Here is a 23,249-nt window from a genome sequence, read left to right on the forward strand (position 1 = left end):
TGCGCAGCCCTCCGTGCAGTACTGGAGCTGCCGCACATGCCCTGAACTGCATCCTTCACGGGTGACCCGGCCCTTGACCCAGGAGATCGGAAGGTCCAAAGGGCAACACGCACCGTCCGAGGCCGTGTCAGTGTGCACAGGAAAACCCGAGGGGCAACACAATGGGTCGCAGGTGGGCCGATCGACACACTGGAAGGTAGGGCGGGTAGTGGCCGACACGAGGGGTCCGGACGACATCCGCGAGGCGAGACGCAGGCTCGGTCAGCAGCTCGCCGCGCTACGAAAGGCAGCTGGTCACACCCAGCACTCGTTGGCTCCCCTCACCCTGTATGGGCGCAGCACCATCGCGAACGCTGAGACTGGGCATCAGCGACCTGACCGCACCTTCTGGCAGCGCTGCGACGACATCCTCTGCACCGGCGGAACTCTCACCGCTGGTTACGACCACATCGTGGCCTTGGAACGCGGATACCAGAGGGCTAGTGGCATGGGGTGGGCGGCGGCCGGTCAGCCCGACCCACCCGAGGGCAGTAGCGACCCGAGCGAGGCACAGCGTCAACCCCTATCCGGTACGGCGCCGGTGCTGCGCCGGCTGGTACTCAACTACCGATGGCGCGGCATCGCGGAGCCAAGGTCCCTCGACGAGATCGAAGCTGAGGTCACTTCCTCGAACATCGCATACCAGGCAGCACAGTACGAGACGCTGCTCCGACTTCCCGACCTCGCCGCCGCGGCTGAAGCGTTGGTGCCGTCGCTGTCCGGCCAGGATGCCACCCGTGCTGTCAGCGCAGTAGCGTGGTCACATGTGATCATCGCCAAGCTCGCGACGAAGCTCGGCGACGGCAGCCTGGCATGGATAGCCGCCGACCGTGCCGCCACCTGGGCAAGCCATCTGGGCGACGCCGCGCTGTTGGGCGTCGCCGCTTACCAGAGCGCCTGCGCCCTCGCGAAAACCGCCGGCCGCGCCGCCGACGCCGAGGAGGTCGCCCTCGCAGGCGCCGATCGCCTCGCCGCTCATCGGCAGCACGCCGAACCCCGCTACGCGTCGGTGCGAGGAGCCCTCCTACTACATGCGGCAGTGATCGCCGCACGAAACGGCCACTACCACGTCGCTCACGACAGACTGGCCGAAGCCAACCGGCTCGCGCACGACCTTGGGCACGACGGCAACGAGATGTGGACCGCCTTCGGCCCCACCAACGTGCTCCTCCACCAGCTCACCGTCGCCACCGCACTCCACGACCAACAGCAGGCGCTGCACCTCGGCAGCCAGATCGACACCTCGAAACTGCCCACCTCCCTGGTGAGCCGGCGCGCCCAGATGCACCTCGACCTCGCCACCATGCACAGCACCACCCGCAACAGCGACCCCCAAGCGGTGCTCCACCTCCTCGAAGCCGAACGAATCGCTCCCCAAGCGATCCGCCACAAAGCCACCGCGCGAGCGCTGATCACCCAGCTACTCGGACGTGAACGACGCAGCGAGACACCCGGACTACTGGCCTTGGCTCACCGCGCAGGAGCGGTCGCATGACCAGCCACGCCAACCCGGTGCTCCTACTCGTCGTCACCGCAGCCCCACCCGCGGCACAGATCGGCCAACTGGTGGCGAAGCTACTCGATGACCATTGGGACGTCACCGTGGTTGCCACCCCCACGGCGTTGTCATGGATCGACCCCGATGCGCTGGCCCACCAGACCGGTCATCCCGTGCGGTCGCAGGCCAGGCAACCCGGCGAGCCGAAGTCCCTCCCACGAGCGGACGCCATCGCGGTCGTACCCGCCACCTTCAACACCATCAACAAATGGTCGAGCGGCATCAACGACACACTCGCCCTGGGCATCCTCAACGAAGCACTCGCCGAACCGGTGCCCATCGTCGCCGCGCCCTACGCCAAAGCAGCCTTGAGCAGCCACCCCGCGTTCCCCCGCAACCTCCAGACACTCCAGAACGCAGGTGTCGACCTCATCCCCAACGAAGCCATACGGCCCGCTACCCCCGACGACCCCTTCCACTGGGACATCGTCATCGACAGACTCCGACAGTGCCGACCCACCGCCTGAACGCACCGCGATCCTCGCAGCGGCACGACGAGCCGGGACGGTCACCAATACGGCGTGCAGGGCGGCGAGCGGTGGCGATGAAAACAGCCGTCAACGGCCTGACCGGTCACCCTCGCTCCGACACCCGCGTCCGATCCGATCGCTATCCCTGACCGGCCCTGAGCAGCGAGTCGTAGGTCTCGGTCACCCGCTCCACCGGCACACCCCACGAACACACCCACCCGTGCAGACGCTCCTGGGTCGCCTCACCCGACCCGCCCGCCGCGACCAGCGCCTCCACCTCCACGAACACTCCCAGGCCGTCCACCACATCGACGCACACCGTCGCGTCGCCCCACGACCCCACCCGCCGGGACTTCACGATCCGCACCGTCGGCGCGAACCCCATCACCAGCAACGCCCCGTGCATCTGCTCACGATCGGCGACCACCGTCTCGTGCTCCACACACACCAACTCGTTCGACACCGGCCGCTTCACCGTGAACAGGTGCCGGCCCTCCTGCGTCCGCAACCGCCCGAACGGCACACCCCGCTTCGACATCCCGTACCGCCACCCCACCGGAGCGAACGCCTGATCATCCTGGATGACCGGCGCCGACAACACCACACCCCGCACCCGCAAAGCGGCCAGCAACGCGTCCTCGTCCAACACCCGGTACTTGACCTCGATCTCCTGCGTCACCCGCACCTCGACCACGCCGGCAGCCTAACCACGAGAACGACGCCGCCCCGACCACGCCACGCACACCGTTCACGCCCGCCCCCGGCGGACTGGCGGAAAAACATAAGGGCCGGCGAGCCCAGGCCCGGCGCAAGAGCACGACGGATACTCTGAGCTTGTGCACGCCCCCCTGGCTCGGCCCGCGGGTGGCGCTCTCCGGACCGCGACACCGCCGTCGCTCGTGGATACCGTCGCAGCCGTCCTGTTGGTCTATCTCACCGCGCATTCGCCGCTCGACCCGCCGGGCCCGGCGTTCGAGGGTCCGCCCTGGATCGTATGGTCGACCGCTGCCCTTTTCGGCGTTCCGGTCGGAATCAGTAGACGGGCCTACCCGATAGATCCGCAGAACTGGCGAATTACACGATCTACGTTCCAACACGAGGCGCGAGGTCGTGCCCTTCAGTGCACGCCGCATTCCACATCAGGAAGGATCATCGTGGTAACTACCGCCGCCGCTGGTTCGGCGCGTGCCGACGCCCTCCGTCAGGTGCTGGTCGAGGAGCTCCTGGCCGCAGGATCGATCACCGCGCCGGAGGTGGCGGCGGCCTTCCGCGCCGTTCCTCGGCACCTATTCGCGCCCGAGGTGCCGCTGGAGCAGGCGTACGCGAACGACGTCGTCCGGACGAAGCACGACGAGCGCGGGGTCACGATCAGTTCGGTGTCCGCGCCGTGGTTACAGGCGGTCATGCTGGAGCAGGCGCGGATCACACCGGGGATGCGGTGCCTGGAGATTGGTTCCGGTGGCTACAACGCGGCCCTGATGGCGGAGCTGGTCGGACCGGGCGGTGAGGTCACGACGGTGGACATCGACGCCGACGTGACCGACCGGGCCCGCCGGTTCCTGGACACCGCGGGTTACGGACGCGTCAACGTGGTCCTCGCCGACGCCGACGGCGGGGTACCGCAGCACGCGCCGTACGACCGGATCATCGTCACGGTGGGGGTCTGGGACGTACCGCCGGCCTGGTGGGACCAGCTCTCGGACGACGGCCGGATCGTCGTGCCGTTGCGGATGCGGGGGTTGAGCCGCTCGCTGGCGCTGGTCCGGGAGGGTGACCACCTGGTCAGCGTGGATCACGAGATGGCCGGCTTCGTCGCGGTGCAGGGCGCCGGGGCACACGCCGAGCGGCTGGTGACGTTGCACGGTGAGGAGGTCGGCCTCCGCTTCGACGACGACCAGCAGGTCGACGTCGAGGCCCTGCGTACGGCACTGCGCCAGCCCCGGGTGGAGACGTGGTCCGGAGTCCGGTTCGGCGGCATGGAGCCGTTCGACGGGCTGTTCCTGTGGCTCGCGACCAGCCTGGACCGGTTCTGCCTACTCAGCCGGGCCCGCACCGACGCGGCCCGCGAGCTGGTCGACCCGGCCTCACCGATCGCCACTCCCGCGCTGCTCGGCGACGGGGGGTTCGGGTACGTCGCCTTCCATGAGGTCGACCCGCAGGAGCAGACCTACGAGTTCGGCGTCTACGGCCACGGGCCCGATGCGGACAGGCTCACCGACCGGCTGGTCGAGCAAATCCGGGTGTGGGATCGCGAGCACCGCCACGGCCCGGCCGCCCGCATCAGCATCCACCCCGGGCCGCTGCCCGCCGCCGAGCACCCCGCAACCCGGCTCATCCCGAAACGGCACACCACCGTCACGATCTCCTGGCCCTGACCGGCGACGGCAGGGCCGGGCGTTCCACCCTGACCGCACACGGAGAGGATCCCCGTCATGTCCACGACGATCGCGGCCACTGCGCCCGAGACCGGCCCCGACGACCTGTTCGACCTCGACATCAGCGTCATCGAGTCCGGGCCGGTGATCCCCGAGCTGCTGCGCAGCACCAGCGACAACTGTGGGGGCACTTGCGCGTCGGCCTGCACGAGCTGCAAGTCCTGACCCGCTTCGGTGGGTCCGGCGCCCGTTGACGTCGGACCCACCGCCACCCCCGGAGGCATCGGTGTTCCAGGTACTCGACGCACTGCTGATCCGTGCCTCGACCAGTCCCGTCACCTTGGGTCTTCCTCCGTGGCCGGACCTGACCGGGGAGCTTGTTCTCGATCAGGTCAGCGGCTGGCTCACCGCGGTGTGGAGCCGTCCGGAGCTCGCCGTCGCCATCACGGCCGCGAGCCCCGCGTTGGCCGATCAGGTCCAGCGGATCCGCACGGGGCAGTGTCAGGACCCGCGGCAGCTCCGGCGGGCCGTCGTATCGACGGCCCGGTACCTGCTGCGGATGACCGGGCGGAGCACTCCGTTCGCGCTCTTCGCCGGAGTCGCTCCCGCCTCGCTCGGCGGGAAGCCGGCCGTGCGGTGGGGCGGGCTACACCGGGCCGGACGGCGAGGCGACGGGGCATGGCTCGCCAGCGTCATCGCCCTCTTGGAGGAGTGCCCGGCGCTGCTGCGCCGGCTGCCGGTGGTGCTCACCGACCTGGCCGAGATGCGTGAGGACCGCGTGGTCGTACCGTTCCAGCGGCCTCCCAGCACCCCCGGCCGACCGGGTGCCGCCCCGACGCCAGTGGAGGTAACGGTTCGTCGCACTGCCGTCGTCGCGGCCGTGACGACCTACGCCCGTAGGCCCATCGTTGTCACGGATCTGATCACGAAGTTGTGCGAGGACTTCCCGGGTTGCACGGCGTCGGCCGCCGAGGCGTCCATCGCGCGGCTGGTCCAGGTCGGGGTACTGCTGACGGCGCTGCGGCCACCTATGACCGCCCCTGACGGCCTCGCACACCTCCTGGGGCAGCTCGAAGCCGTCAAGGCGGACGCGATTCCGGAGGTGGCGGACACCCTTCAGGCGTTGGTGGCCATCGGAGAGCACCACCGTGGCCTGACCGCCCCGAGCGGGGAGTTCCGTCCCGCACTCGTCGAGCAGATGAAGGTGGTCTGTGGCGACGTGGGCCAGCCCGCCGCCGTCGACCTGAGACTCGACGCCACCGTCACTCTGCCCGACACCCTCGTCAGGCACGCCCGCGAGGCTGCGGCGGCGTTGACCCGGCTGACCCCGTACCCGCGTGGACTCCCGGCGTGGGAGGAGTACCACGGCGCGTTCCTCGAACGGTACGGCCCCGGCGCCGTGGTGCCGTTGCTGGACCTGGTTAACCCGGAGATCGGGCTGGGCTTTCCCGCCACCTACCGAGGCTCGGACCGGACCCTTTCGGCGGCCCCGCTCACCGAGCGGGACCGCAGCCTGCTGCGGCTGGCCCAGCAGGCGACAACGGACGGCGGCGACGAGTTGCTGCTCGACGAGCGCACGCTCTCCGACCTCGCCGGACCCCACCAACCGCCCGCGCAGCCACCACCCCACATCGAACTGTTCCTGCAGGTCCACGCGACCGACACCACCGCCCTGCGGGAGGACCGGTACACGCTGGTCGTCAGCGGCGCGGCCCGCGCCGCCGGAGCGACCACCGGTCGGTTCCTGCATCTGCTCGACGCCGCCGAGCAGGGCCAGTTCCGGGACGCCTACTCGACGGTCGCGAGCATGCGCGCGGGAGCGGTGCCGGTCCAGTTGTCCCTTCCGCCGCTCCAGGCATCCTCCGATCACCTCGCTTCCGCCTCACCGATGCTGCCGCTGGTGCTCTCCGCAGGCGAGTTCCCCGACGATAACCAGGCCCTCCGGGTAGAGGACATGGCCGTCGGGGGCGACACCGAGGGGCTGTTCCTGGTGTCGCTGCGCCACGGGCGGCTGATCGAGCCCACGGCGTTCAACGCCGTGGAGTTCCGCTACTTCACCCACCCCCTGGCGCGTTTCCTCTGCGAACTGCCCCGCGCCGGCGCGGCGGTCTACATGCCGTTCTCCTGGGGCGCTGCGGCGGCGCTGCCATTCCTCCCCCGCGTCCGGTACGGACGCACGGTGCTGGCCCCGGCTCGGTGGAACCTCACCGCCGGGGACCTACCGCCAGCCGACGCCCCTCGGCGGCAGTGGCGAAACGCGCTGGCCGAGTGGCGACACCGGTTCCGCCTGCCCGACCGGGTCCACCTCGTGGAGGCAGACAACCTCCTGCCCCTGGACCTCACCGAGAACCTGCACCAGGAGTTGCTCCGCGCACACCTCGGCCGTCATGGCCACCTCCGGCTCGAAGAAGCTCCCTCCGTTGATGCCTACCGGTGGCTCGACGGGCACGCCCACGAGATCGTCATCCCACTCACCCGCACGACCCCGCAGACGCCAGCCCCACTTCTGGCCGGGCTCCGGGCCGTCGCGCACGACGACGGACACCTGCCTGGCAGCTCCCCCTGGCTCTACGCGAAGCTGTACACGTCCTCCGGCCGGATCACCGACCTTCTGCACGAGGTACCGGATCTGCTCGGGACGTGGGACGGCCCCACCGAGTGGTGGTACCTGCCGTACCGCGATCCAGACCCTCACCTGCGGATACGGATCCGGCTACCCGACGCCGACGCCTACGGCCCCGCCGCCGCGCGGGTCGGCATCTGGGCCACTCGCCTCCGACAGCGGCGGCGTCTCGGCCGGCTTCAACTGGACACCTACCACCCCGAGACCGGCCGGTACGGCTACGGCACTGCCATGGCCGCCGCCGAACAGGTTTTTGCCGCCGACTCCGGCACAGCGGTCGCCGAACTGAACGCCGCCGCCACGACCCCGGTGCCGCTGGAGGCGCTCGCAGCAGCGAGCGCCGTGGACATCGTCATGGCAATCGCCGGCGACACCGGCACCGCGATGGCCTGGCTCACGACCCACCTCCCCCGGGAAGCCGCTCCGGCGACACGAGCTGTGCACGACCAGGCCGTCCGCCTGGCCGACCCGGCAGCGGGATGGTCGGCGTTGCGCTCCAGCGTCAACGCCGACCATCTTCTGGATTTCTGGCAGCACCGCCGAGCCGCGTTGGAGAAGTACCGCGACCGTCTCGCCGCGCAACGCGACCCCTGGTCCGTCGTACCGTCCCTGCTGCACCTGCACTGCATCCGCCTGCACGGCATCGACCCCGACCGGGAACGCCTCATCCGCAAGCTGACCCGCGCCGCAGCCCTACGCTGGTCCGCTCTCCACGGCGCGGAGACCCGATGAACCCTGCCGCGTCCACCCCGATCGCCCGTATCGACAATGCCATGGCGGCCGTCGCCGGCCGTCTCGCTGTGCCACCCACGCCACCAGACCGGCCCGGACAGGCCCAGTCACTGGCGGACGGGGCCGCTGGAGTCGCCCTGCTGCACATCGAACGGGCCCTCACCGGCACCGGTACCTGGAACACCGCACACGACTGGCTGCGAGCCGCCGCACACGGCGGGGTCCTCGCCGACGTCGGCAGCAGCCTGTTCCGTGGGGCACCTGCCCTGGCCTTCGCCCTCCACGCCGCCACGACCGACAAACCCGGCCGCTACGACAAGGCACAGCCCGCACTCCACCGGGCGGTCACCGCGCTCGCACACCGCCGGACCGACCACGCCCTCGTCCGCATCACCCGCGCCGAACTACCCCGGATGGCCGAGTACGACGTCATCTCCGGCCTGACCGGCATCGGCGCCCACCTCCTCCGACACGCCCCGGACGACGATGCCCTCGGCCGGATCCTCACGTATCTCGTGCGGCTCACCGAGCCACTGCACCATCACGGCGAGGTCGTTCCCGGTTGGTGGACCGAGCAGGACCCCCACGCGCGCAACTCCCCTGCCTTCCCGGGAGGCCACGCCAACCTCGGCCTCGCCCACGGCATCACCGGGCCCCTGGCCCTCCTCGCTCTCGCCAAGCTGCGCGGCACCATCGTCCCCGGACACCTCGACGCCATCGAACGCATCAACACCTGGCTGGACCGCTGGCGACAGCACGACAACAACGGAACCTGGTGGCCCCAATGGATCACCCACCAGGACCATCGAACCGGCCGCCCAGGACAGCCCGGCCCACTGCGGCCGTCCTGGTGCTACGGCACCCCGGGGCTCGCCCGCGCCCAGCAACTCGCCGGCCTGGCCCTGAACGACCCCGACCGTCGTCGGCTCGCCGAAAACGCCCTGGCCGCCTGCCTGACCCAACCGGACCAGCTTCAACGCCTCAGCGACACCAGCCTCTGCCACGGCTGGGCCGGCCTCACCCTGACCGCGTGGCGAACGGCCGCGGACGCCGCGGATCCGATGATTAGCACCCTCCTCCCAGCCGTCATTGACCAACTGCTCCATCACGCCACGACGACAGCGGACTCCGGCGACGGATTCCTCGAAGGCCGGGCCGGCGTCGCTCTCGTGATGTGCGCCATCGCGCAGGACGCTCCACCGACTTCCGGATGGGACGCATGTCTGCTGATCACCTGACCCCCGTCCCCGGCAACGAAACGGCCCGGGACGACCGGCCACCAGCAGCTCCACCGCGAACCGGGACGCCCCCAATTCTTCTGACGCTGGAGCCGGCGGTGCTGGCCCTCCTCGCCGGAACACCACCACAGCTCGCCGCCGACCGCGCCTCGGTCCCGGTCGCCGAACTCACCGAGCTTGCCGAGCGCTACCAGGCCGCCGGGCGAGCCGCCATCGCATCGGATCCAGCCGCCACCGACTGGCACCAGGTCGAGATCGAGTTCCCCGACCGGTACACCGCCGAACGCACCGTCGCGACACAGGTCGCCCCGAGGCTGCGCCAAGCCGAAGACCAGGGATTCCTCACGTCCTGGTGGTACATCCGGAAGACTCCGCACTGGCGGCTGCGGCTCCGCACCAACGAATCCCCAGCGCGGATGCGGGCGTTCGTCACGCAGATGCTCGACGAACTGACGTCGAAGCAGCTCCTCGTCGCCTGGTCACCCGGCATCTACGAACCCGAGAGCTGTGCATTCGGCGGCACCGAGGGCATGGAGCTGGCCCACCGGCTCTTCCACGCCGACAGCGCCCACGCCTTGGCGTACCTCCGGCACTCCGGTACTCAACCAGATCCGCAGTCTCCGCTGCTCGGCCGCCGAGAACTGTCCGTGCTGCTCTGCTCTGCGCTGCTCCGCGCCACCGGCCAGGACTGGCACGAACAAGCAGACGTCTGGCAACGGGTGACCCGAATGCGCCCCCTGGACACGAAGGTTCCCCGCAACCGGCTACTCGGCATGGCCGGTCAGGTACATCGCCTTCTCGCTCTCGACATCGAGCGAACCGCCGGGTCGATCGACGGCCAGGACCCACTCGCCCCCGCACGGCCCTGGTTCGGCGCGATGACCGAAGGCGGTGTGGCGCTCCGCAGCCTCGCGCGCACCGGCCTTCTACGTCGAGGGCTGCGTGACGTACTGGCCCACCACGTGATCTTCCACTGGAACCGACTCGGCCTGACCACAACGGTGCAAGCACTTCTCGCTCATGCGGCAACCGTCACCATGCTCGATACCGCCGTCGATGACACTGCCGGGACTAGGTGGTGATATCTATGTGGCCCGTACCACCCGATCCTGGAGTCGCCCTACGCATGCGTACAGCGCACGCCCGTGCCCGCGCGGCCCTTCACTCCCACCCCGCGCTCGGCAGTGCCGAGGCGTGGGGCTGGAATGGCCGCACCTTGGGCATGCCCGTCGTCACGCTCAGCAGACCGGCGTGGTTGCGGGTGGCGAGCGCCCCGACCGACCAGATCGCCGACACCTACTGGAACGGTGCCATCGAGGCGCAGGACTCTCTACCACCGTCGATCCCACGGCCCCAGCTCTGGCGCTGGCACGACTGGTCCGACCCCACCTGGGCCTACCGGAGCGAACTGTACGAGTACGTCGCCGACAGCACGGTCGCCGCCCCCGCCGTCATCACCGCCCCACCGAACCTGCCGGCCGGTTGGTGGAGGGGAGTACGGGCGGCGCTGGAGGTCATCGCTGCGATCCGTACCACCCGCGTAACCATACAACCGGGATTCCTCGCATGGGCGATGCCGCACTACCTTGGTGTCCCCGCCAGCGACTACGCCACGCTCCCGTGGACGCCAGCTCACGGCGACTTTCACTTCGCGAACCTCTGCGCACCTAATCTCCGAATCCTCGACTGGGAAGGATGGGGACACGCACCAGCCGGATACGACGCCGCGATGCTCCACAGCTACAGCCTGCTCACACCTGAGACCGCTGATGAGGTCGAACGTGAAATGGCCCACCTACTCACCACTCCTGCAGGCCGCTACAGCGAATTGGTAGTCATCACAGAACTCCTGCACGCCGCCAAGCAGGGAACAAATCCTGAAATCGCTGCACCACTCCGTCGCCGCGCCGCCTCAATCTTGGGACGACCAACGGTCGCGGCGAGAGGCTCCGGATAGGGGGCCACACCCGATGGCCGGGCCGAGGCACAGGTGCCCGACGATCTCGACGCCATCGGTGGTCTGCTCGCGTTCTCCCAAGCCAAACAGAACTACTACGCCGCCGGAACGTACGCCCACCTCGACGACGAACACGACCGGGCACAGGCCGAAACGCTGGTCGTGCACGGCCGCCCTCTGTCTGTCTCAGTCGGACCGCCCGTACCGCCACGTGGCCTCCTCGAGGTAGTCCTGGTGCTGGGCCGTCTCCCACTCCTCCATGCTCGGATACCGGTCAGCGCAGTACCGCTGGCGTAGGTGCTCACAGAATCGGGTGGCCTCGCCGTCACCGGACAACCGCAGCCCATAGTCGTGCTGCCTGCCTGGAGCAGGTAGCTGCCGTCGGGGTTCGTCGTCTTGGTGACCCAACCGCAGCCCGGCCCGGGAACCTGCGCGGCGAGGTAGGCGAAGTAGATGTACCGGTAGTCGAATTCAAGATGCTTGTCGTGCACCCACCTGAGCCAGCGGTCCACCTCACGCATCGTCCAGGGCTGCTGCACGTCATCGACTCCTTTCCACCTGCTACCACTTCTACGGGACAATCACATGTTCGACCGAAGCGGTTCCCCCAGCAACGGATTCCGGGGCCCGCGAAACCGACGTGGGAAGGGGTACCCGGTGCCGGAGAGGGTCACCGTGGAGAAGGTCCTGTGCTACATCGTCCGCGACGGGAGGTTGCTGGTCTTTCGGCACACCGATCACCACGACGAGGAGGTCGGCATCCAGGTGCCGGCCGGCACCATCCGCCCGGGCGAGACCCCGGAAGCGGCGGCACTGCGGGAGGCTCGGGAGGAGACCGGGTTGCGGGACTTCACGGTCGTGCGGAAACTCGGCGAGACCGAGTACGACATCAGCCCGTACCGTTTCGAACTTCAGCACCGGCATGTCATCCTGCTGGAGCTGGCCGAGGCGACCCCGCCGCGGTGGACGAGCCAGGAGGACCACGACGGGCACCGGCCACCGACGCGCTTCGAGTGCTTCTGGATCCCCCTCGAGGCCGCCCACATCCTCCAGTCCGGCCAGGGCGCCCTACTGGGACGCATTTTCGACTGATCCCACCCGGCTACGGCACCCCCGGATACCAGCCCTCCCGGGGTGTCCCATCGCCGCCGAGCCACATGGCGTCAGGCCATCGACCGCCGCCGCGACTGTTTCTCTGAGCTTTTGCGTGGCCTGGTCGCTGCGGACAAGCCTCCGCCCCGAGTCCTACAACAACGAGCCGTCGGGTGACCTGCCGAAGGGCTTCTTGTATCCCTAGGCGTGGGCGTTGTTATCCATCAGGGCCGAGGCCGCAGGTTGTCGGGCAACGGGCAGTGCGGTAGCAGGCACGGCTTCGGTGGGTCGCCCACTCGGTGGTCCAGGCCGCGAGATCGTGGACCCATCCCAGGTTGCTCTCCCGGGACTTGGTCGACCACTTCGAGGCGCTTCTGGTGGCGAAGTCGTTCAGGACCTCGGGGTCGGTTGCCGTCCAGGCGGGGAACTGCGCCAGCCACTTCTCGGCCTGGCTGGCGGTGTGGCCGCTGCCGATGAGCCACTGCACGAGCAGCGCCAGCTCGACCCACGGGGCCGATCTGGTGGCCCAGGCCCAGTCGACGATGCGCAGCCCGCGTGTCGTCACGATCAGGTTGGCGGGGTTGAGGTCGGAGTGAACGAGCATCCCGCCCTCCATCGCCGGATGGGCGAAACCGAGCCGGTTGGCCGGCGTGAACCAGCGGCCGTCGGGGGCAGGCGTTTCCTGAAGGCCCTTCAGTGCGGAGGCCAGCAGGTCCAGATCGGCGCTGCCGGGCGACAGGTCGGGGTGGGAGCCGTCCAGGTGCTCGACTCCCACCACCAACCAGCCGCCGCACTCGAAGTGCCACAGCACCTCAGGCGGATACCCGGTGATCGCGCTGGTTGCCGCCAGCTCGAAGCGAAGCGACCGGACGCCCAGGTCACCCGAAGCCGCCTTGACGAAGACCTTCCTCGCCGAGCCGGTGACGGTCGACGCGATCTCCGCGTGGTTGCCGCTCGGAGCCGGGTCCACGTCGATGATGCCGCCGACTCGTTCGGCGATGCGCGCCGTCACAGCCTCGGGCAGGGTGGTCCAGTCGCTTCGCACAGGTTTCCTCCGTCAGTTGCCCGGGTTGGGCGGGCAGCACGACTCCGCCTCGCCGGCCCAGAACTCCATGTCCACCCGGTAGCCGGTCTGGTGGAGCGCCGCCAGCGTGAACGTGACGGCGGTCCCGTCCATCATCCCCTCGGTGAGGACGGGGATGTGGTGTACGAAGCCGCCGGCGATCTGCTCGCACGCGGCGACGTACGGCACGGTGTGCTGCAACACCGGGGGCAGGCCAGATCGTCGTAGCTGCCCGGTGGCCCTCGGCGGGGCGGGGAGTTGAACCTGGTAGGCCCGGTGGCCGTGGTCGAATCTCCAGGCACCGTTCGAGCGTCCGAACGGCCCCGCACAAGCCCGATGGCATCCTTCACGCGAGTGTCAACGGTCCTCACAATTCTCCGTCACCACGCGTGTGCGACGGGGCCGGAACTATTGGTCGAACAGCCCCTCATCGAGGTACCCCGTGACCGGCCCTGCCCGGTGATCTCCGTAGCGGGCCAGATGACCGCCGCCGGGCAGTCGGCTCATGATGGCACCTGCCACCGGTGGGGGCACAACAGCATCCGCAGCGCCGTGGCGGCCTGCTGGGGGATGACGCCGTTGCCGAGGATCCGCAGCGCGGCCGTTCGGGGCAGTCCGAGCACGGGATCGGTGACCCAGTGCTCATCGAGACCCATGAGCCATTCCACGAACGCTGGTGCCAGGACCGGCTTGGCATGCCGGCCCGGCTGGGTCGGCTCCGGCACACCACGGCCGAGCAGCAGCTCCCACCGCGCGACGGCGGCCGCGTAGATACCCCACCGGTCGGTGTCGGGCTGGCCGAGCCCGGCGATGGTGGTGCGCAGGTCCGCCCCGCCGTCGCCATGCTGGCCGGGTCCGCGGGCGTCGGACGCACGCGGTGTGGGCAGGGTCCGGGCTGGTACCCGCACCGCCGCCGACGGAAGGGTGAGGTCCCCGTGGGAGCCGCGCTGCCCGGGGCAGCCTTTGGTGCCGTCAGTGGCCTTCGGCGTGGGCAGAAGCACCTGGGACAGCGGTGGCCGGAACCCGGTGCCGGCCCGGCGTCCTGGGGTGCCGGTGTCGCTGGCCCTAGGGATGGGCAGCAGGCGGCCGATGGCGGTAGGGCGGATGGTCGAGGGCTGGGTGTCGGGTGGGGGTATGGGCGCTTGCGGGTCGTGGTCTGGCCGGTTGCCGCGCGTGCCGGGGTCGGCGCGGGGCCGCCGGGTGGGACGGTTGGTGGCGCTTGTGGGGCCGGTGGCGGCGTCGGCGGTCGGTGTGGGCGGGAGGTGGTGGGCGGTGATGCCGGCCAGGCTCGGCCGGCGGATCGCTCCGGCCGACGGGGACGTGTGCGACCCGTAGGCCACGGCGGTGGGGGTGGGCAGGAGGCGGTGGGTGGTTCCGGTGGGCTCGATCAGGTCGGGCAGTCCGTGCTGGTGGCCGGGGCCCTTGCCGTCACGGGCGCAGGGTGTCGGCAGCGTCCGTACCTGCTTCCGGCCGTCGGGTAGGTGTGGCGAGCAGGAACAGGCGGTCTCGGCGGTGGGCGGCGCCGATGTCGGATGCGCGTAGGCATGTCCAGCGTGTGTCGTACCCGAGCGCGGCCAGGTCGGCGTGGACGACGTCGAAGCCTCGGCGGAGGAGCGCGGCGACGTTCTCCACGAACACGATCGGCGGTCGAAGGTGGCGAACGGCGTCGGCGACGCTTGTCCACAGGCTGCTGTGGACGCCGTGGATACCGGCGCGGGTGCCGGCGTTGCTGATGTCCTGACAGGGAAATCCGGCGGTGAGGACGTCGACCGGGGCGACGGTGCTCCAGGCGACGGTGCGGATGTCGCCGAGGTTCGGAACGTCCGGCCAGTGGTGGGCGAGGACGGTGCGGGCGTGGCGGTCGGTTTCGGCGTACCAGGTGAGCTGGCCGCCGAGCACCAGTTCGACGGCCAGGTCGAGGCCGCCGTATCCGGTGCACAGGGATCCGATCCGGGGCGGGGACTGGAGGTCAATCACGTCACCTCCCGACCGGGCGACGGGTCGGAGGGGTGGGGGCAGGTCCAGGGTCCGCAGCTCGGTGTGTCGTCCGGACTCTGTTGGCGGGGGTGGAGGGTGACCTGGTCGAGGGGGATCCGCTGCCGGTGGAGGTAGAACTGTCCGCGCAGGGGTTGGCCGGCGGCGGTGGCCCTCGCCGACCCGGCGCGGATGCGGTGGTCGAAGTCGACCGCGGTGGCCCACTCGGCTGGGCTGTGGGCCTTGAGGTCGGCCCAGAATCTGTCGTCGTGGAACGGGCAGCCCACGCACGACGATTTCGGGGTGTCGGCGAGCCCGTGGGCGGTGAGGTAGGCGAGGCAGTCGTGGCGCCGCCAGCCGAGGTCGAGCAGCGGGAACGTGTTGCGCATGTAGGCGACGTCGGCGTCGCGGGCCCTGCCGATCTCGTCGAGGCTGATCCCGATCGCCATCTCGGCGGCCACTCCCGTCGGGACCCGGGCGGGGTGGGGGTAGCCGAGGCGGCGGCGTACCTCCGCCTTGATGGGGCGGATCTTGTACTCGCTGGTGCACTGTCGGCGGGCCATGCCCCGCTCGCCGTTGGGGCCGAGGGTGAACAGGGGCATCGAGGCGAACCGGTGCCGCGGGTCGAGGGCGTCGGCGCGGATGTCACCGGCGCTGACCCGCACCACCTCGATCCCGGCCCGCCCGGCGATGTCCCCCAGTCGGTCCAGGTGCCGGTACACCGCGACCGGCTCCCACCCGGTGTCGGCGAAGATCGCCGCGTCGAAGGCGGGAATCCGGCCGTGGACGGCCAGCAACAGCAGCGTGGAGCTCTGCACCCCGGCGCCGAGAGACAGGAAGCGGTGGGTGGGCGCGGTCATGCGACCACCCCGCTTCCGTCTCCCGTCGGCAGTTCGACATCGCTTGAGTTCGTCGGCGTGTGTCTGGTGGTGAAGGTCCTTGAGCTTGTGGTTCTCGGGATGTGGATCAAGGGTTGTGTTCTGACCCTTCCTCGGGAATCTTGAAGCTGCTTCGGATCGTCCGGAGCGGATTCGGATGCCGTGAACGTGAGGTTCTTGAGTTGGGGTTGGCGGTCGTCCGGGATCTGCGTGATCGACGTGCGCCTGCATCCGTCGAGGAGATCGAGCGGTTCGAGGTGGATGTGCTGGCCGGGTTCGTGCTGGCGCGCGCTTCGGCCGGGTTGACCGACGGCACGGTGCGTGGGGATGTCAGCCAGCTGGAGCAGATTCGGGACTGGTTCGGCCGGCCGTTGTGGGAGATGGAGCCGGCGGACGCGGACGCCTACTTCGGGCGCGTGTTGCGGAATGCGCCCTCGGGCACGAGGCTGGCCCGTTCGCAGGCGCTGCGGATCTACTTCGCGTTCCTTGAGCTGCGGTTCCAGGCGGAACTGCACGCGCTGACCGGCCGGGTCGTGGCGTGTCCGATCGACGAGATGAACCGGCCGCGGGGGCGTAAGGACGCCAAGCTGCGGATCCCACCCAGCGTCGAGGAGATCGACACCTTGTTCACGGGGTGGGCGGCGGAGCTGGCCACCTGCCGCAAGTTCGCGCCGACGGCCCGCAACTACACCGCAGCACGGTTGATGGCCGATGTCGGACTGCGGGTCAACGAGGCCCGCAGCCTCGACCTGGACGACATCAAGTGGGACCTCGGCCCGTTCGGCAAGCTCCACGTCCGCTGCGGCAAAGGCGCCAACGGCTCCGGCCCGCGCGAACGCATGGTGCCGTTGATCAACCATGCCGGCCGCACCCTCGCCTGGTTCATCGAGGACGTGTGGGCGCACCTGGGCGGCGACTACCGGACGCCCGGCGCACCGCTGTTCTGCACGGAACGCTCCGGCGGCGGCCGGGTCGGCTACGACACGATGCGCGCCGGACTCGCCGCCGCGGTCACCACGCACCTGCCCGCCTGGACAGACAAACTCACCCCGCACGTGCTGCGGCACTACTGCGCGTCGCAGATGTACCTCAACGGAGTCGACCTGATCGCGATCCAGGAGATGCTCGGGCACGCCTGGGTCGCCACCACGATGAAGTACGTCCACGTGCACCGCACCCGCATCGAACAGGCGTGGCTCGACGGACAGCGACGCGCCGCCCGACGACTGGAAGGACTCGCCTGAATGCGGTGGAACATGCGCCTGGTCGCGGCTCAACGCGGCATCTGGAAGGCCTCCGAGCTGCAGCAGGTGTTCGCCGAGCACGGCCTGGTCATCTCCGCCGGAAAGATGTCCGGGCTGTGGTCCGGCCAGCCGGTGACAATCAAGCTGGCCGACCTTGATGTGATCTGCGTGGCGCTGGACTGCCAGGTCGGAGACCTGCTGATCGCCGAACCCGACACCGTGTCCCGCGCCGTCCCGGACGCCGCGAAGCCCGCCGCCGACGCCACCGCACCTGTCCCGATCACCCGGGTGGTGCCCCGCCGCCGTGACGGCCGGTCCCTGCCGCCGCGCTGACCGGTGGGCGCCCGCGACCATGACGGCACGGTCGTGCCGCGCACCGTCACCAGCTGCGCGCACTGCTTCGCCTGGGGCATGACCTTCGCCCAGGGCATCTGCCAGCCCTGCTACAACTTCGCCGCCCCGCACAAGGGCTACCCCAGGGGCGAGTGCGCGGCCTGCCACCGGACACAGCGGCTCAAGCAGGGCTACTGCCGCCTGTGCTGGTGCCAGGCCCGCGACGAGCGGGCGAGACTCGCCGACGACGCGCGCTCCGCAGTGCTGCTCGCCCCCTACCTGACCGGCATCCGCTGGCAGCAACTGTTCCTGAGCCTCAGCGACCGTCGGCAGGCACCACCACGCACGACGCCGCGCCGCTACGGCACCAAAGGGCGACCACACAGGCAGCCACCACCACACGCCGGCCGCCCCCGCAGCACCTGGCTGCAGGAGCCGCTGCTGCCACCGGGACCACGCAACTACCGCGCTGTTGTTGATCTGCGCACCGGACCGCCACCGGACAACCCGTGGCTGGCATGGGGCCTGCACCTGGCCCACACCACGGCCGAGGCACGCGGATGGGAACCCACCGCGCAACGCGCGATGCAACGTGTCCTCGTCACGCTGCTCGCCGAACACCGTGAACCCGACCGCATCCGCGTCAGCGACTTCGCGGCCGTCGCCGCGCGGCAGTGCATCAACCTCGACTACGTCATCGAGGTCCTCTCGACCATGGACATCGTCGACGACGACCGGCCCGCCAGCCTGGAGGGCTGGATGGCCACGAGACTCGCCGGCCTGCCCGGACCATGGCGTCGAGACCTGAGCAGCTGGGCGCGCACGCTGCGCGACGGAAGCCCACGAAGCCGGCCCCGCACCTACAGCACGGTCCGCGCCTACACAGCTGCGGCGATCGACGCCGCCGCCACCTGGCCACAACGCGATCACCTGCGTGAAGTCACCCGCGCCGACGTCACCACCCACCTCGCCACGCTGCACGGCCGACGCCGTGAAACGGCGACGACCGCCCTGCGCGCACTGTTCCGATGGGCCAAGACCCACAAACTGGTCTTCCGGAACCCCACCCATGGTCTGCGCGGCCCGAAGGTGCCCGACCCGATCTGGCCACTGCTGGAACCCGACGACATCAGCGCCAGCGTCACCGCCGCCACGACCATCCAGGCGCGGCTCTGCGTCGTGCTGGCCGCCGTCCACGCCGCCAGACCAGGACAGATCCGCGCCCTGCACCTCGACGACATCGACCTCGCCGCCCACCGGATCGCCATCGCCGGCAACAGCCGACCGCTGGACGACCTCACCACCCAGACACTGCTCGACTGGCTGGCCTACCGGCGCGGACGCTGGCCCCACACCGCCAACCCGCACCTGCTCGTCAGCTCCGCCAGCGCCATGGGACACGCACCCGTCAGCGCCACCTGGATCCTGAACCTGCGCGGCCTGCCCGGCACCCTCGAACGACTGCGCATCGACCGGCAACTCGAGGAAGCCGTCACCACCGGCGCCGACCCGCTGCACCTGGCCGCCGTCTTCGGACTCAGCGAAGGCACCGCCATCCGCTGGGCGACCAACGCCCGACAACTCATCGGCGACCCTCACCCGGACCGCCTCCCCGAGATTCCGTGAACCCCAGTGCCCGCATGGCACGATGTCCCCTCCGGACACCCGGATTCGTGTGGCGAACACTTGGGTTCGGCCGAACTCCCGGAGATCTGGGGTTTGCCGAGGACCAGGACGTCCTCGTGGGCGATGAGGTGCATCGGCACCCCGCCGGCCCGGGCCTTGCGGACCTGCTGGAGTTGGAAGAACGACGGCCGGGCGACCAGCGCGCCGTCGCGGACGGCGGCGAGCAGCGCGACGCACCGCTCGAGGGGTAGGAGGCCGGCGGCGGTGCCGGCGGCCAGGACCGCGGAGGGCAGGTCGACCAGGTCGCCGCGCTTGCGCCAGGGGCGGGCGGTGACCACGACGACGCCGCCGGGACGTAGCAGGGTGTGGCAGCCGCGCAGGATGTCGGTGAACCCGTCGACCAGTGCGGCCAGGGATGAGCGGTAGGCGAGATTGCCCTTGTCCTCGCCGTACCGGTCGTCGGTTTTGACGACGCCGCCTGCGCCGGGCCGGACGAGTCCGTGCACGGTCGGCCCGTACGGCGGTGAGGTGACGACGAGGGCGACCTGCCCGGCCAGGGCGGTGGGCAGGAGGGCGGTCAGGCGGGTGGCGTCGCCGCGGATCACGGCTCCGCGGCCGGTGGCGCCGTGCCGGTGGGCGTGGGCGATGTTGAGGTCGGCGATGTCGGACCAGCGGGACTCGTATTCGAGGCCGAGGCCGTCGCGGCCGGCGTGGATGGCTTCGACGACGGTGGTGCCGATCCCGCACATCGGGTCGAACACCAGGTCACCGGGCCGGGTGTAGGCGTGGATGGCGTGGGCGGCGATGGCGGGCAGCATCCGGGCGGGGTGCCGGACCGACTGGGGGACGTAGCGGCCTCGGCGCTGGACCGGTCCCGTTTGTTGGGCGGTGGCCCAGACGGACAGGTCCTGCGGCCACACCGGGTTGGTGCCGTCGGGGTTGCTGGGGGTGGTGTCAGGCATGCCGGTCACCGCCCTGCTTGTGGGTGAAGACGAGCAGGTCGGCGTGGACCTTGAGGTGGAGCAGGAACTCCTGCGGGCCGGTGGTGCGGGTCAGGGAGAGCAGTTCCTCGTCGGTGGCGTGGTAGGTGAACCGGTCGCCGTCGGTGTCGGCGGCGACCGCGACGATGTGCTGCAGGTAGCCGAGGCCGGCGGTGGCGGCGGCCTCGACGACGGGGGTGAAGTCCTCCGGGGTCGTGGCCGTGCCGGCCGGGACCGCGACGACGAGGACCAGGCACCCGCCGGGTCGCAGCAGCCCGGTGCAGGCGGCGAGCAGCCAGGCCAGGCGGACCCGGTTGCCCGCGTCGCTGCGGTCGTCGAGGGGCCAGGTGGCCACGACGAGGTTGGCCTGGCCCTGCGCGTCGGCACCGTCGTCGACGGTCGCGGGCGGGGTGTCGCCCGGGATCGGGTCGGGGTCGGTGAGGTCGTCGCCGAACCACGTCGGCACGTCGTCCGCCTCCACCTGGCCGGAGTCGGAGGTGTCATCCGTGTGCGGGGTGAGGTGCTGCGGGGTGGGTGGCCCGACGACCAGCGTCGGGGCGTCGGTGAACCAGGCCGGGTGGTGCAGGCGTCCGCCGCGCCGGCAGGCGGCCTGCAGGACGTGGGTGTCGGTGAGGTCGATGACCGTCTCGCCGGTCCGGCTGTACGCGGCGGTGAGCCGGTAGGCCAGCCGGTGGGAGATGGTCGTGCTCTGGTCGTCGCCGTGGCGGGCGGTGCGCCAGACGGTGATCGGCACCGGCGGGTCGCCGGCGATCAGGTCGATGGCGGGAATGTGGAGGGTGCCGCCCGGATGGGCGGGCTGCGGCGTGGAGTGCTCGCTCATGTGGTGTCGGCTCCGCGCCGCGCCGTGATGCGCTGACGTCTACCAATCGGTGGTTGTCAGTCGTGGCGCACACGTGGCGCTCTGACAGCGGCCCCGACCCGCCTGACAGCCCACGTCAGTTTTGTGTCCGGTCGTCGTCGCCCGGTCCGGTCCTGGTTGTGTCCTGACAGACGCGTGGCGCGTCTGTCAGAGGTGGGTTCGACGATCTTGAGTTGATCTATGCTGTGCGTCCGTTTGAGAGTCTTTGATCGGGTCCACCGTTGATGGCTGGCTCTCGGTGCCGCGGAAGGTGCATCACGGTCGTGACCTTCGGTTCGCGGCGGCGTTGGGTCGGTCATGGGTGATCGGAAGCCGTACCCAGTGATGTCACCGACGCGCAGTGGGCGCTGATCGGGACGTTCCTGCGGGCGTGGAAGGCCAAGCGGGTCTCGGTGTCGGGGCATCAGGGCGACTACGACCTGCGGGAGATCGTGAACGCGATCCTCTACCAGAACCGGACGGGCTGTCAGTGGGCGTACCTGCCACACGACCTGCCGCCGAAGTCGGCCACCTACTACTACTTCGCCCTGTGGCGGGACGACGGCACCGACCAGGCGATCCATGATCTGCTGCGGTGTCAGGCGAGGGGAGGGCCGGCCGTCGGGAGGATCCGACCGCGGTCGTGTTGGACAGCCAGTCGGTCCGGGCGGCGAACCATGTCCCGGGGGCCACGACCGGCAAGGACGTCGGCAAGAGGGTGCCCGGTCGCAAGCGCGGCCTGGCCGTGGATACCCTCGGTCTGGTCATCGCGGTCGTGGTGACCGCCGCGTCGGTCATCGACAACGCCATCGGCATCCGGCTGCTCGACAAGGTCGTCGAACACACCCCGACGGTCACCCGCGCCTGGGTCGACGCCGGCTTCAAGCAGGACTTCGCGCTGCACGGCGCCGTCCTCGGGGTCGACGTCGAGGTCGTCAGACGATCCGACTCCCGCTCCGGGTTCGTACCAGTACGCAAGCGGGGGATCGTGGAACAGACCTACGGCACGCTGATGCTGCACCGCCGGCTCGTCCGCGAGTACGAGAGCCGCCCAGAATCCGCCGTGTCACGGACGTTGTGGGCGTCGATGGCGACCATCGTGCGTCGGCTGACCGGAACCAGCACCCCGTCCTGGCGGCACGGGTGAACCTCACCGTGATCCTCGACCTGATCACCGCACGCCAAGCCACCGCCCGTCAGGCCGCCGCCCGGCTACGCGAGCAGATCACCGCCCTCACCACCGAACTCACCCGCGTCGAGGGTGAACCGGCCGCACTGACCACCCGCACCGCCCTGAGCGCCCTCACCGCCGCCGAGTTCACCGTCGACGACCCGACGATCGCCAGCGCCCCCTACCAGCAGATCCTGGACATCCTCACCACCACGCCCACCGGCATGCGCGCCAGAGCAATCTGCATCGCACTCGACGTCGAGCCCTCACCGAACCACGTTGAGAGCACCCGCGCAAAGCTGAAACGAATGGTCCACCGCAACGTCCTGACCCATGACGAACCCGGGCGTATTCACCCTCACCTCGATACGGACCTATCCTTCGAACCGCCCTCCGACAGCTTCGTCCCCGCAGCGGCTATTAGTCGTTGCGGAGATACCTAGACTCAGGACATGCGCACTCGCATCATCGCGGTCGTCGTAGCCGGCATGCTGGCCGTGCAGGGTTGTGCTGCCGGGCAGCCCACCCCCGCCGGGCATCCGCCGACCGTGGGCCACCCCGTGGTGTTGGACGCGCGTGTACCCGGCTGGGAGACCTCCGCCTGGTTGGCCGAGGGCTCGTTCTGTGTACGCGCGGCACGCACTGGCGGAAAGCACGAGGAGGGCAAGGAGAACGAGAGTGTCTTCTGCGACCCCGCGCCCTCGGCCCTCGACACCATCGGTTCACCGCTGCTGCCCGCCAAGCCGCTGCCCTACCCCGCGCCGCTGGACCCACAATCGCGGAAGATCATTCTGGTAGGGGCCGTGCGCGGTGCTGTCACCAGCGTTTCCGTGACCATGTTCGGCCAGACCGCCACGGCCGCTGCCCACCCGCTGCCCGCGACCGACGGTCGCCAGGTCGGCGCTTATGCGGTCTGGCTTCCGCGCGGCGACGCCGATCCCGACGGGATGAACCTCGCCGATGTCACTGCCGTCGTCGGCCGCGACGCCACCGGACAGATCGTGGCCCAACTCGACTGATCGGCCTCGTAATGGCCG

General features: G+C 70.0%; 24 protein-coding genes and 2 pseudogenes. 18 read left to right on the forward strand and 8 right to left on the reverse strand.

All coding sequences use genetic code 11. The features are described from left to right. Nucleotides 1–208: 208 nt before the first annotated feature. The 3 genes and pseudogenes from ACQUFX_RS21915 to ACQUFX_RS21925 form a co-directional block, all read left to right on the forward strand. Nucleotides 209–373, forward strand: a pseudogene (locus tag ACQUFX_RS21915) (helix-turn-helix domain-containing protein); the annotation flags it as partial. Nucleotides 374–580: 207 nt separating this feature from the next. Next, nucleotides 581–1,534, forward strand: coding sequence for a hypothetical protein (locus ACQUFX_RS21920; RefSeq protein ID WP_428967155.1), 954 nt, complete (start codon nucleotides 581–583; stop codon nucleotides 1,532–1,534). After that, entirely contained in the window at nucleotides 1,531–2,064 is a 534-nt protein-coding gene (locus ACQUFX_RS21925) for a flavoprotein (protein ID WP_428962194.1), read from the forward strand. Before ACQUFX_RS21920 ends, ACQUFX_RS21925 begins: the two co-directional genes overlap by 4 nt. A gap of 142 nt (nucleotides 2,065–2,206) precedes the next feature. On the opposite strand, the gene ACQUFX_RS21930 is transcribed toward ACQUFX_RS21925, so the two are convergent. Next, the gene (locus tag ACQUFX_RS21930; RefSeq protein WP_428962195.1) at nucleotides 2,207–2,761 is read right to left on the reverse strand and encodes a class IV adenylate cyclase; all 555 of its coding nucleotides are present in this window, start codon (nucleotides 2,759–2,761) and stop codon (nucleotides 2,207–2,209) included. A gap of 460 nt (nucleotides 2,762–3,221) precedes the next feature. Here ACQUFX_RS21930 and fxlM point away from each other — a divergent pair, with 460 nt between their 5' ends. From fxlM to ACQUFX_RS21970, 8 genes are all read left to right on the forward strand, one after another. Then, nucleotides 3,222–4,442 (forward strand): methyltransferase, FxLD system, encoded by a 1,221-nt coding sequence (gene fxlM, locus ACQUFX_RS21935; protein WP_428962196.1) that lies wholly within the window; start codon nucleotides 3,222–3,224, stop codon nucleotides 4,440–4,442. A gap of 57 nt (nucleotides 4,443–4,499) precedes the next feature. Further along, the gene (locus tag ACQUFX_RS21940; RefSeq protein ID WP_428962197.1) at nucleotides 4,500–4,667 is read left to right on the forward strand and encodes an FxLD family lanthipeptide; all 168 of its coding nucleotides are present in this window, start codon (nucleotides 4,500–4,502) and stop codon (nucleotides 4,665–4,667) included. A 61-nt stretch (nucleotides 4,668–4,728) separates the two neighbouring features. Then, nucleotides 4,729–7,797: a lantibiotic dehydratase gene (locus ACQUFX_RS21945; RefSeq protein WP_428962198.1), complete on the forward strand. Its 3,069-nt coding sequence runs from the start codon at nucleotides 4,729–4,731 to the stop codon at nucleotides 7,795–7,797. Beyond that, the gene (locus ACQUFX_RS21950) at nucleotides 7,794–9,035 is read left to right on the forward strand and encodes a lanthionine synthetase C family protein (protein ID WP_428962199.1); all 1,242 of its coding nucleotides are present in this window, start codon (nucleotides 7,794–7,796) and stop codon (nucleotides 9,033–9,035) included. Before ACQUFX_RS21945 ends, ACQUFX_RS21950 begins: the two co-directional genes overlap by 4 nt. Before the next feature lie 98 nt (nucleotides 9,036–9,133). Continuing rightward, entirely contained in the window at nucleotides 9,134–10,117 is a 984-nt protein-coding gene (locus ACQUFX_RS21955; protein ID WP_428962200.1) for a thiopeptide-type bacteriocin biosynthesis protein, read from the forward strand. 140 nt (nucleotides 10,118–10,257) lie between these two features. After that, on the forward strand, nucleotides 10,258–10,992 hold the full coding sequence (locus ACQUFX_RS21960) for a phosphotransferase (RefSeq protein ID WP_428962201.1): 735 nt from the start codon (nucleotides 10,258–10,260) through the stop codon (nucleotides 10,990–10,992). Nucleotides 10,993–11,025: 33 nt separating this feature from the next. Continuing rightward, a complete protein-coding gene (locus ACQUFX_RS21965) occupies nucleotides 11,026–11,289 on the forward strand; it encodes a hypothetical protein (RefSeq protein ID WP_428962202.1) in 264 nt (87 codons plus the stop codon). Between the two features lie 360 nt (nucleotides 11,290–11,649). Next, entirely contained in the window at nucleotides 11,650–12,084 is a 435-nt protein-coding gene (locus ACQUFX_RS21970; protein ID WP_428962203.1) for an NUDIX hydrolase, read from the forward strand. Nucleotides 12,085–12,301: 217 nt separating this feature from the next. Here the strand turns inward: ACQUFX_RS21970 and ACQUFX_RS21975 are convergent, their stop codons facing one another. From ACQUFX_RS21975 to ACQUFX_RS21995, 5 genes are all read right to left on the reverse strand, one after another. Continuing rightward, on the reverse strand, nucleotides 12,302–13,129 hold the full coding sequence (locus tag ACQUFX_RS21975) for a phosphotransferase (RefSeq protein WP_428962204.1): 828 nt from the start codon (nucleotides 13,127–13,129) through the stop codon (nucleotides 12,302–12,304). A gap of 12 nt (nucleotides 13,130–13,141) precedes the next feature. Further along, nucleotides 13,142–13,351 carry a glycine-rich domain-containing protein gene (locus tag ACQUFX_RS21980; RefSeq protein WP_428962205.1) on the reverse strand — a complete coding sequence of 70 codons (210 nt, stop codon included), beginning with the start codon at nucleotides 13,349–13,351 and terminating at the stop codon, nucleotides 13,142–13,144. A 299-nt stretch (nucleotides 13,352–13,650) separates the two neighbouring features. Continuing rightward, nucleotides 13,651–14,055, reverse strand: a complete 405-nt coding sequence (locus ACQUFX_RS21985; RefSeq protein ID WP_428962206.1) for a hypothetical protein — start codon at nucleotides 14,053–14,055, stop codon at nucleotides 13,651–13,653. Nucleotides 14,056–14,575: 520 nt separating this feature from the next. Continuing rightward, on the reverse strand, nucleotides 14,576–15,124 hold the full coding sequence (locus ACQUFX_RS21990; protein WP_428962207.1) for a DNA cytosine methyltransferase: 549 nt from the start codon (nucleotides 15,122–15,124) through the stop codon (nucleotides 14,576–14,578). Further along, complete coding sequence (locus tag ACQUFX_RS21995) at nucleotides 15,121–15,981, reverse strand: hypothetical protein (protein ID WP_428962208.1); 861 nt, start codon at nucleotides 15,979–15,981, stop codon at nucleotides 15,121–15,123. Before ACQUFX_RS21995 ends, ACQUFX_RS21990 begins: the two co-directional genes overlap by 4 nt. Before the next feature lie 140 nt (nucleotides 15,982–16,121). On the opposite strand from ACQUFX_RS21995, the gene ACQUFX_RS22000 reads away from it, so the two are divergent. From ACQUFX_RS22000 to ACQUFX_RS22010, 3 genes are read left to right on the forward strand one after another with little or no spacing between them, the layout of a single operon-like run. Then, nucleotides 16,122–17,243, forward strand: a complete 1,122-nt coding sequence (locus tag ACQUFX_RS22000) for a tyrosine-type recombinase/integrase (protein WP_428962209.1) — start codon at nucleotides 16,122–16,124, stop codon at nucleotides 17,241–17,243. Further along, nucleotides 17,244–17,576, forward strand: a complete 333-nt coding sequence (locus ACQUFX_RS22005) for a helix-turn-helix domain-containing protein (RefSeq protein WP_428962210.1) — start codon at nucleotides 17,244–17,246, stop codon at nucleotides 17,574–17,576. A 33-nt stretch (nucleotides 17,577–17,609) separates the two neighbouring features. After that, entirely contained in the window at nucleotides 17,610–19,202 is a 1,593-nt protein-coding gene (locus ACQUFX_RS22010) for a site-specific integrase (RefSeq protein WP_428962211.1), read from the forward strand. Here ACQUFX_RS22010 and ACQUFX_RS22015 read toward each other — a convergent pair. Together ACQUFX_RS22015 and ACQUFX_RS22020 are read right to left on the reverse strand one after the other, a co-directional pair. Further along, nucleotides 19,172–20,164 (reverse strand): TRM11 family SAM-dependent methyltransferase, encoded by a 993-nt coding sequence (locus ACQUFX_RS22015; protein WP_428962212.1) that lies wholly within the window; start codon nucleotides 20,162–20,164, stop codon nucleotides 19,172–19,174. The genes ACQUFX_RS22010 and ACQUFX_RS22015 overlap by 31 nt on opposite strands. After that, the gene (locus ACQUFX_RS22020) at nucleotides 20,157–21,023 is read right to left on the reverse strand and encodes a hypothetical protein (RefSeq protein ID WP_428962213.1); all 867 of its coding nucleotides are present in this window, start codon (nucleotides 21,021–21,023) and stop codon (nucleotides 20,157–20,159) included. Before ACQUFX_RS22020 ends, ACQUFX_RS22015 begins: the two co-directional genes overlap by 8 nt. A 401-nt stretch (nucleotides 21,024–21,424) precedes the next feature. Between ACQUFX_RS22020 and ACQUFX_RS22025 the strand changes: the two are divergent. From ACQUFX_RS22025 to ACQUFX_RS22040, 4 genes and pseudogenes are all read left to right on the forward strand, one after another. Continuing rightward, nucleotides 21,425–21,565 (forward strand): annotated as a pseudogene (locus tag ACQUFX_RS22025) (transposase); the annotation flags it as partial. Between the two features lie 119 nt (nucleotides 21,566–21,684). Next, the gene (locus ACQUFX_RS22030; protein WP_428962214.1) at nucleotides 21,685–22,188 is read left to right on the forward strand and encodes a transposase; all 504 of its coding nucleotides are present in this window, start codon (nucleotides 21,685–21,687) and stop codon (nucleotides 22,186–22,188) included. Then, a complete protein-coding gene (locus tag ACQUFX_RS22035) occupies nucleotides 22,185–22,655 on the forward strand; it encodes a hypothetical protein (protein WP_428962215.1) in 471 nt (156 codons plus the stop codon). Before ACQUFX_RS22030 ends, ACQUFX_RS22035 begins: the two co-directional genes overlap by 4 nt. A gap of 9 nt (nucleotides 22,656–22,664) precedes the next feature. Further along, the gene (locus ACQUFX_RS22040; protein ID WP_428962216.1) at nucleotides 22,665–23,231 is read left to right on the forward strand and encodes a hypothetical protein; all 567 of its coding nucleotides are present in this window, start codon (nucleotides 22,665–22,667) and stop codon (nucleotides 23,229–23,231) included. The last annotated feature ends 18 nt before the right edge of the window (nucleotides 23,232–23,249 follow it).

Source organism: Micromonospora fluostatini, from assembly GCF_050410825.1.
Classification (GTDB): Bacteria; Actinomycetota; Actinomycetes; order Mycobacteriales; family Micromonosporaceae; genus Micromonospora; species Micromonospora rosaria.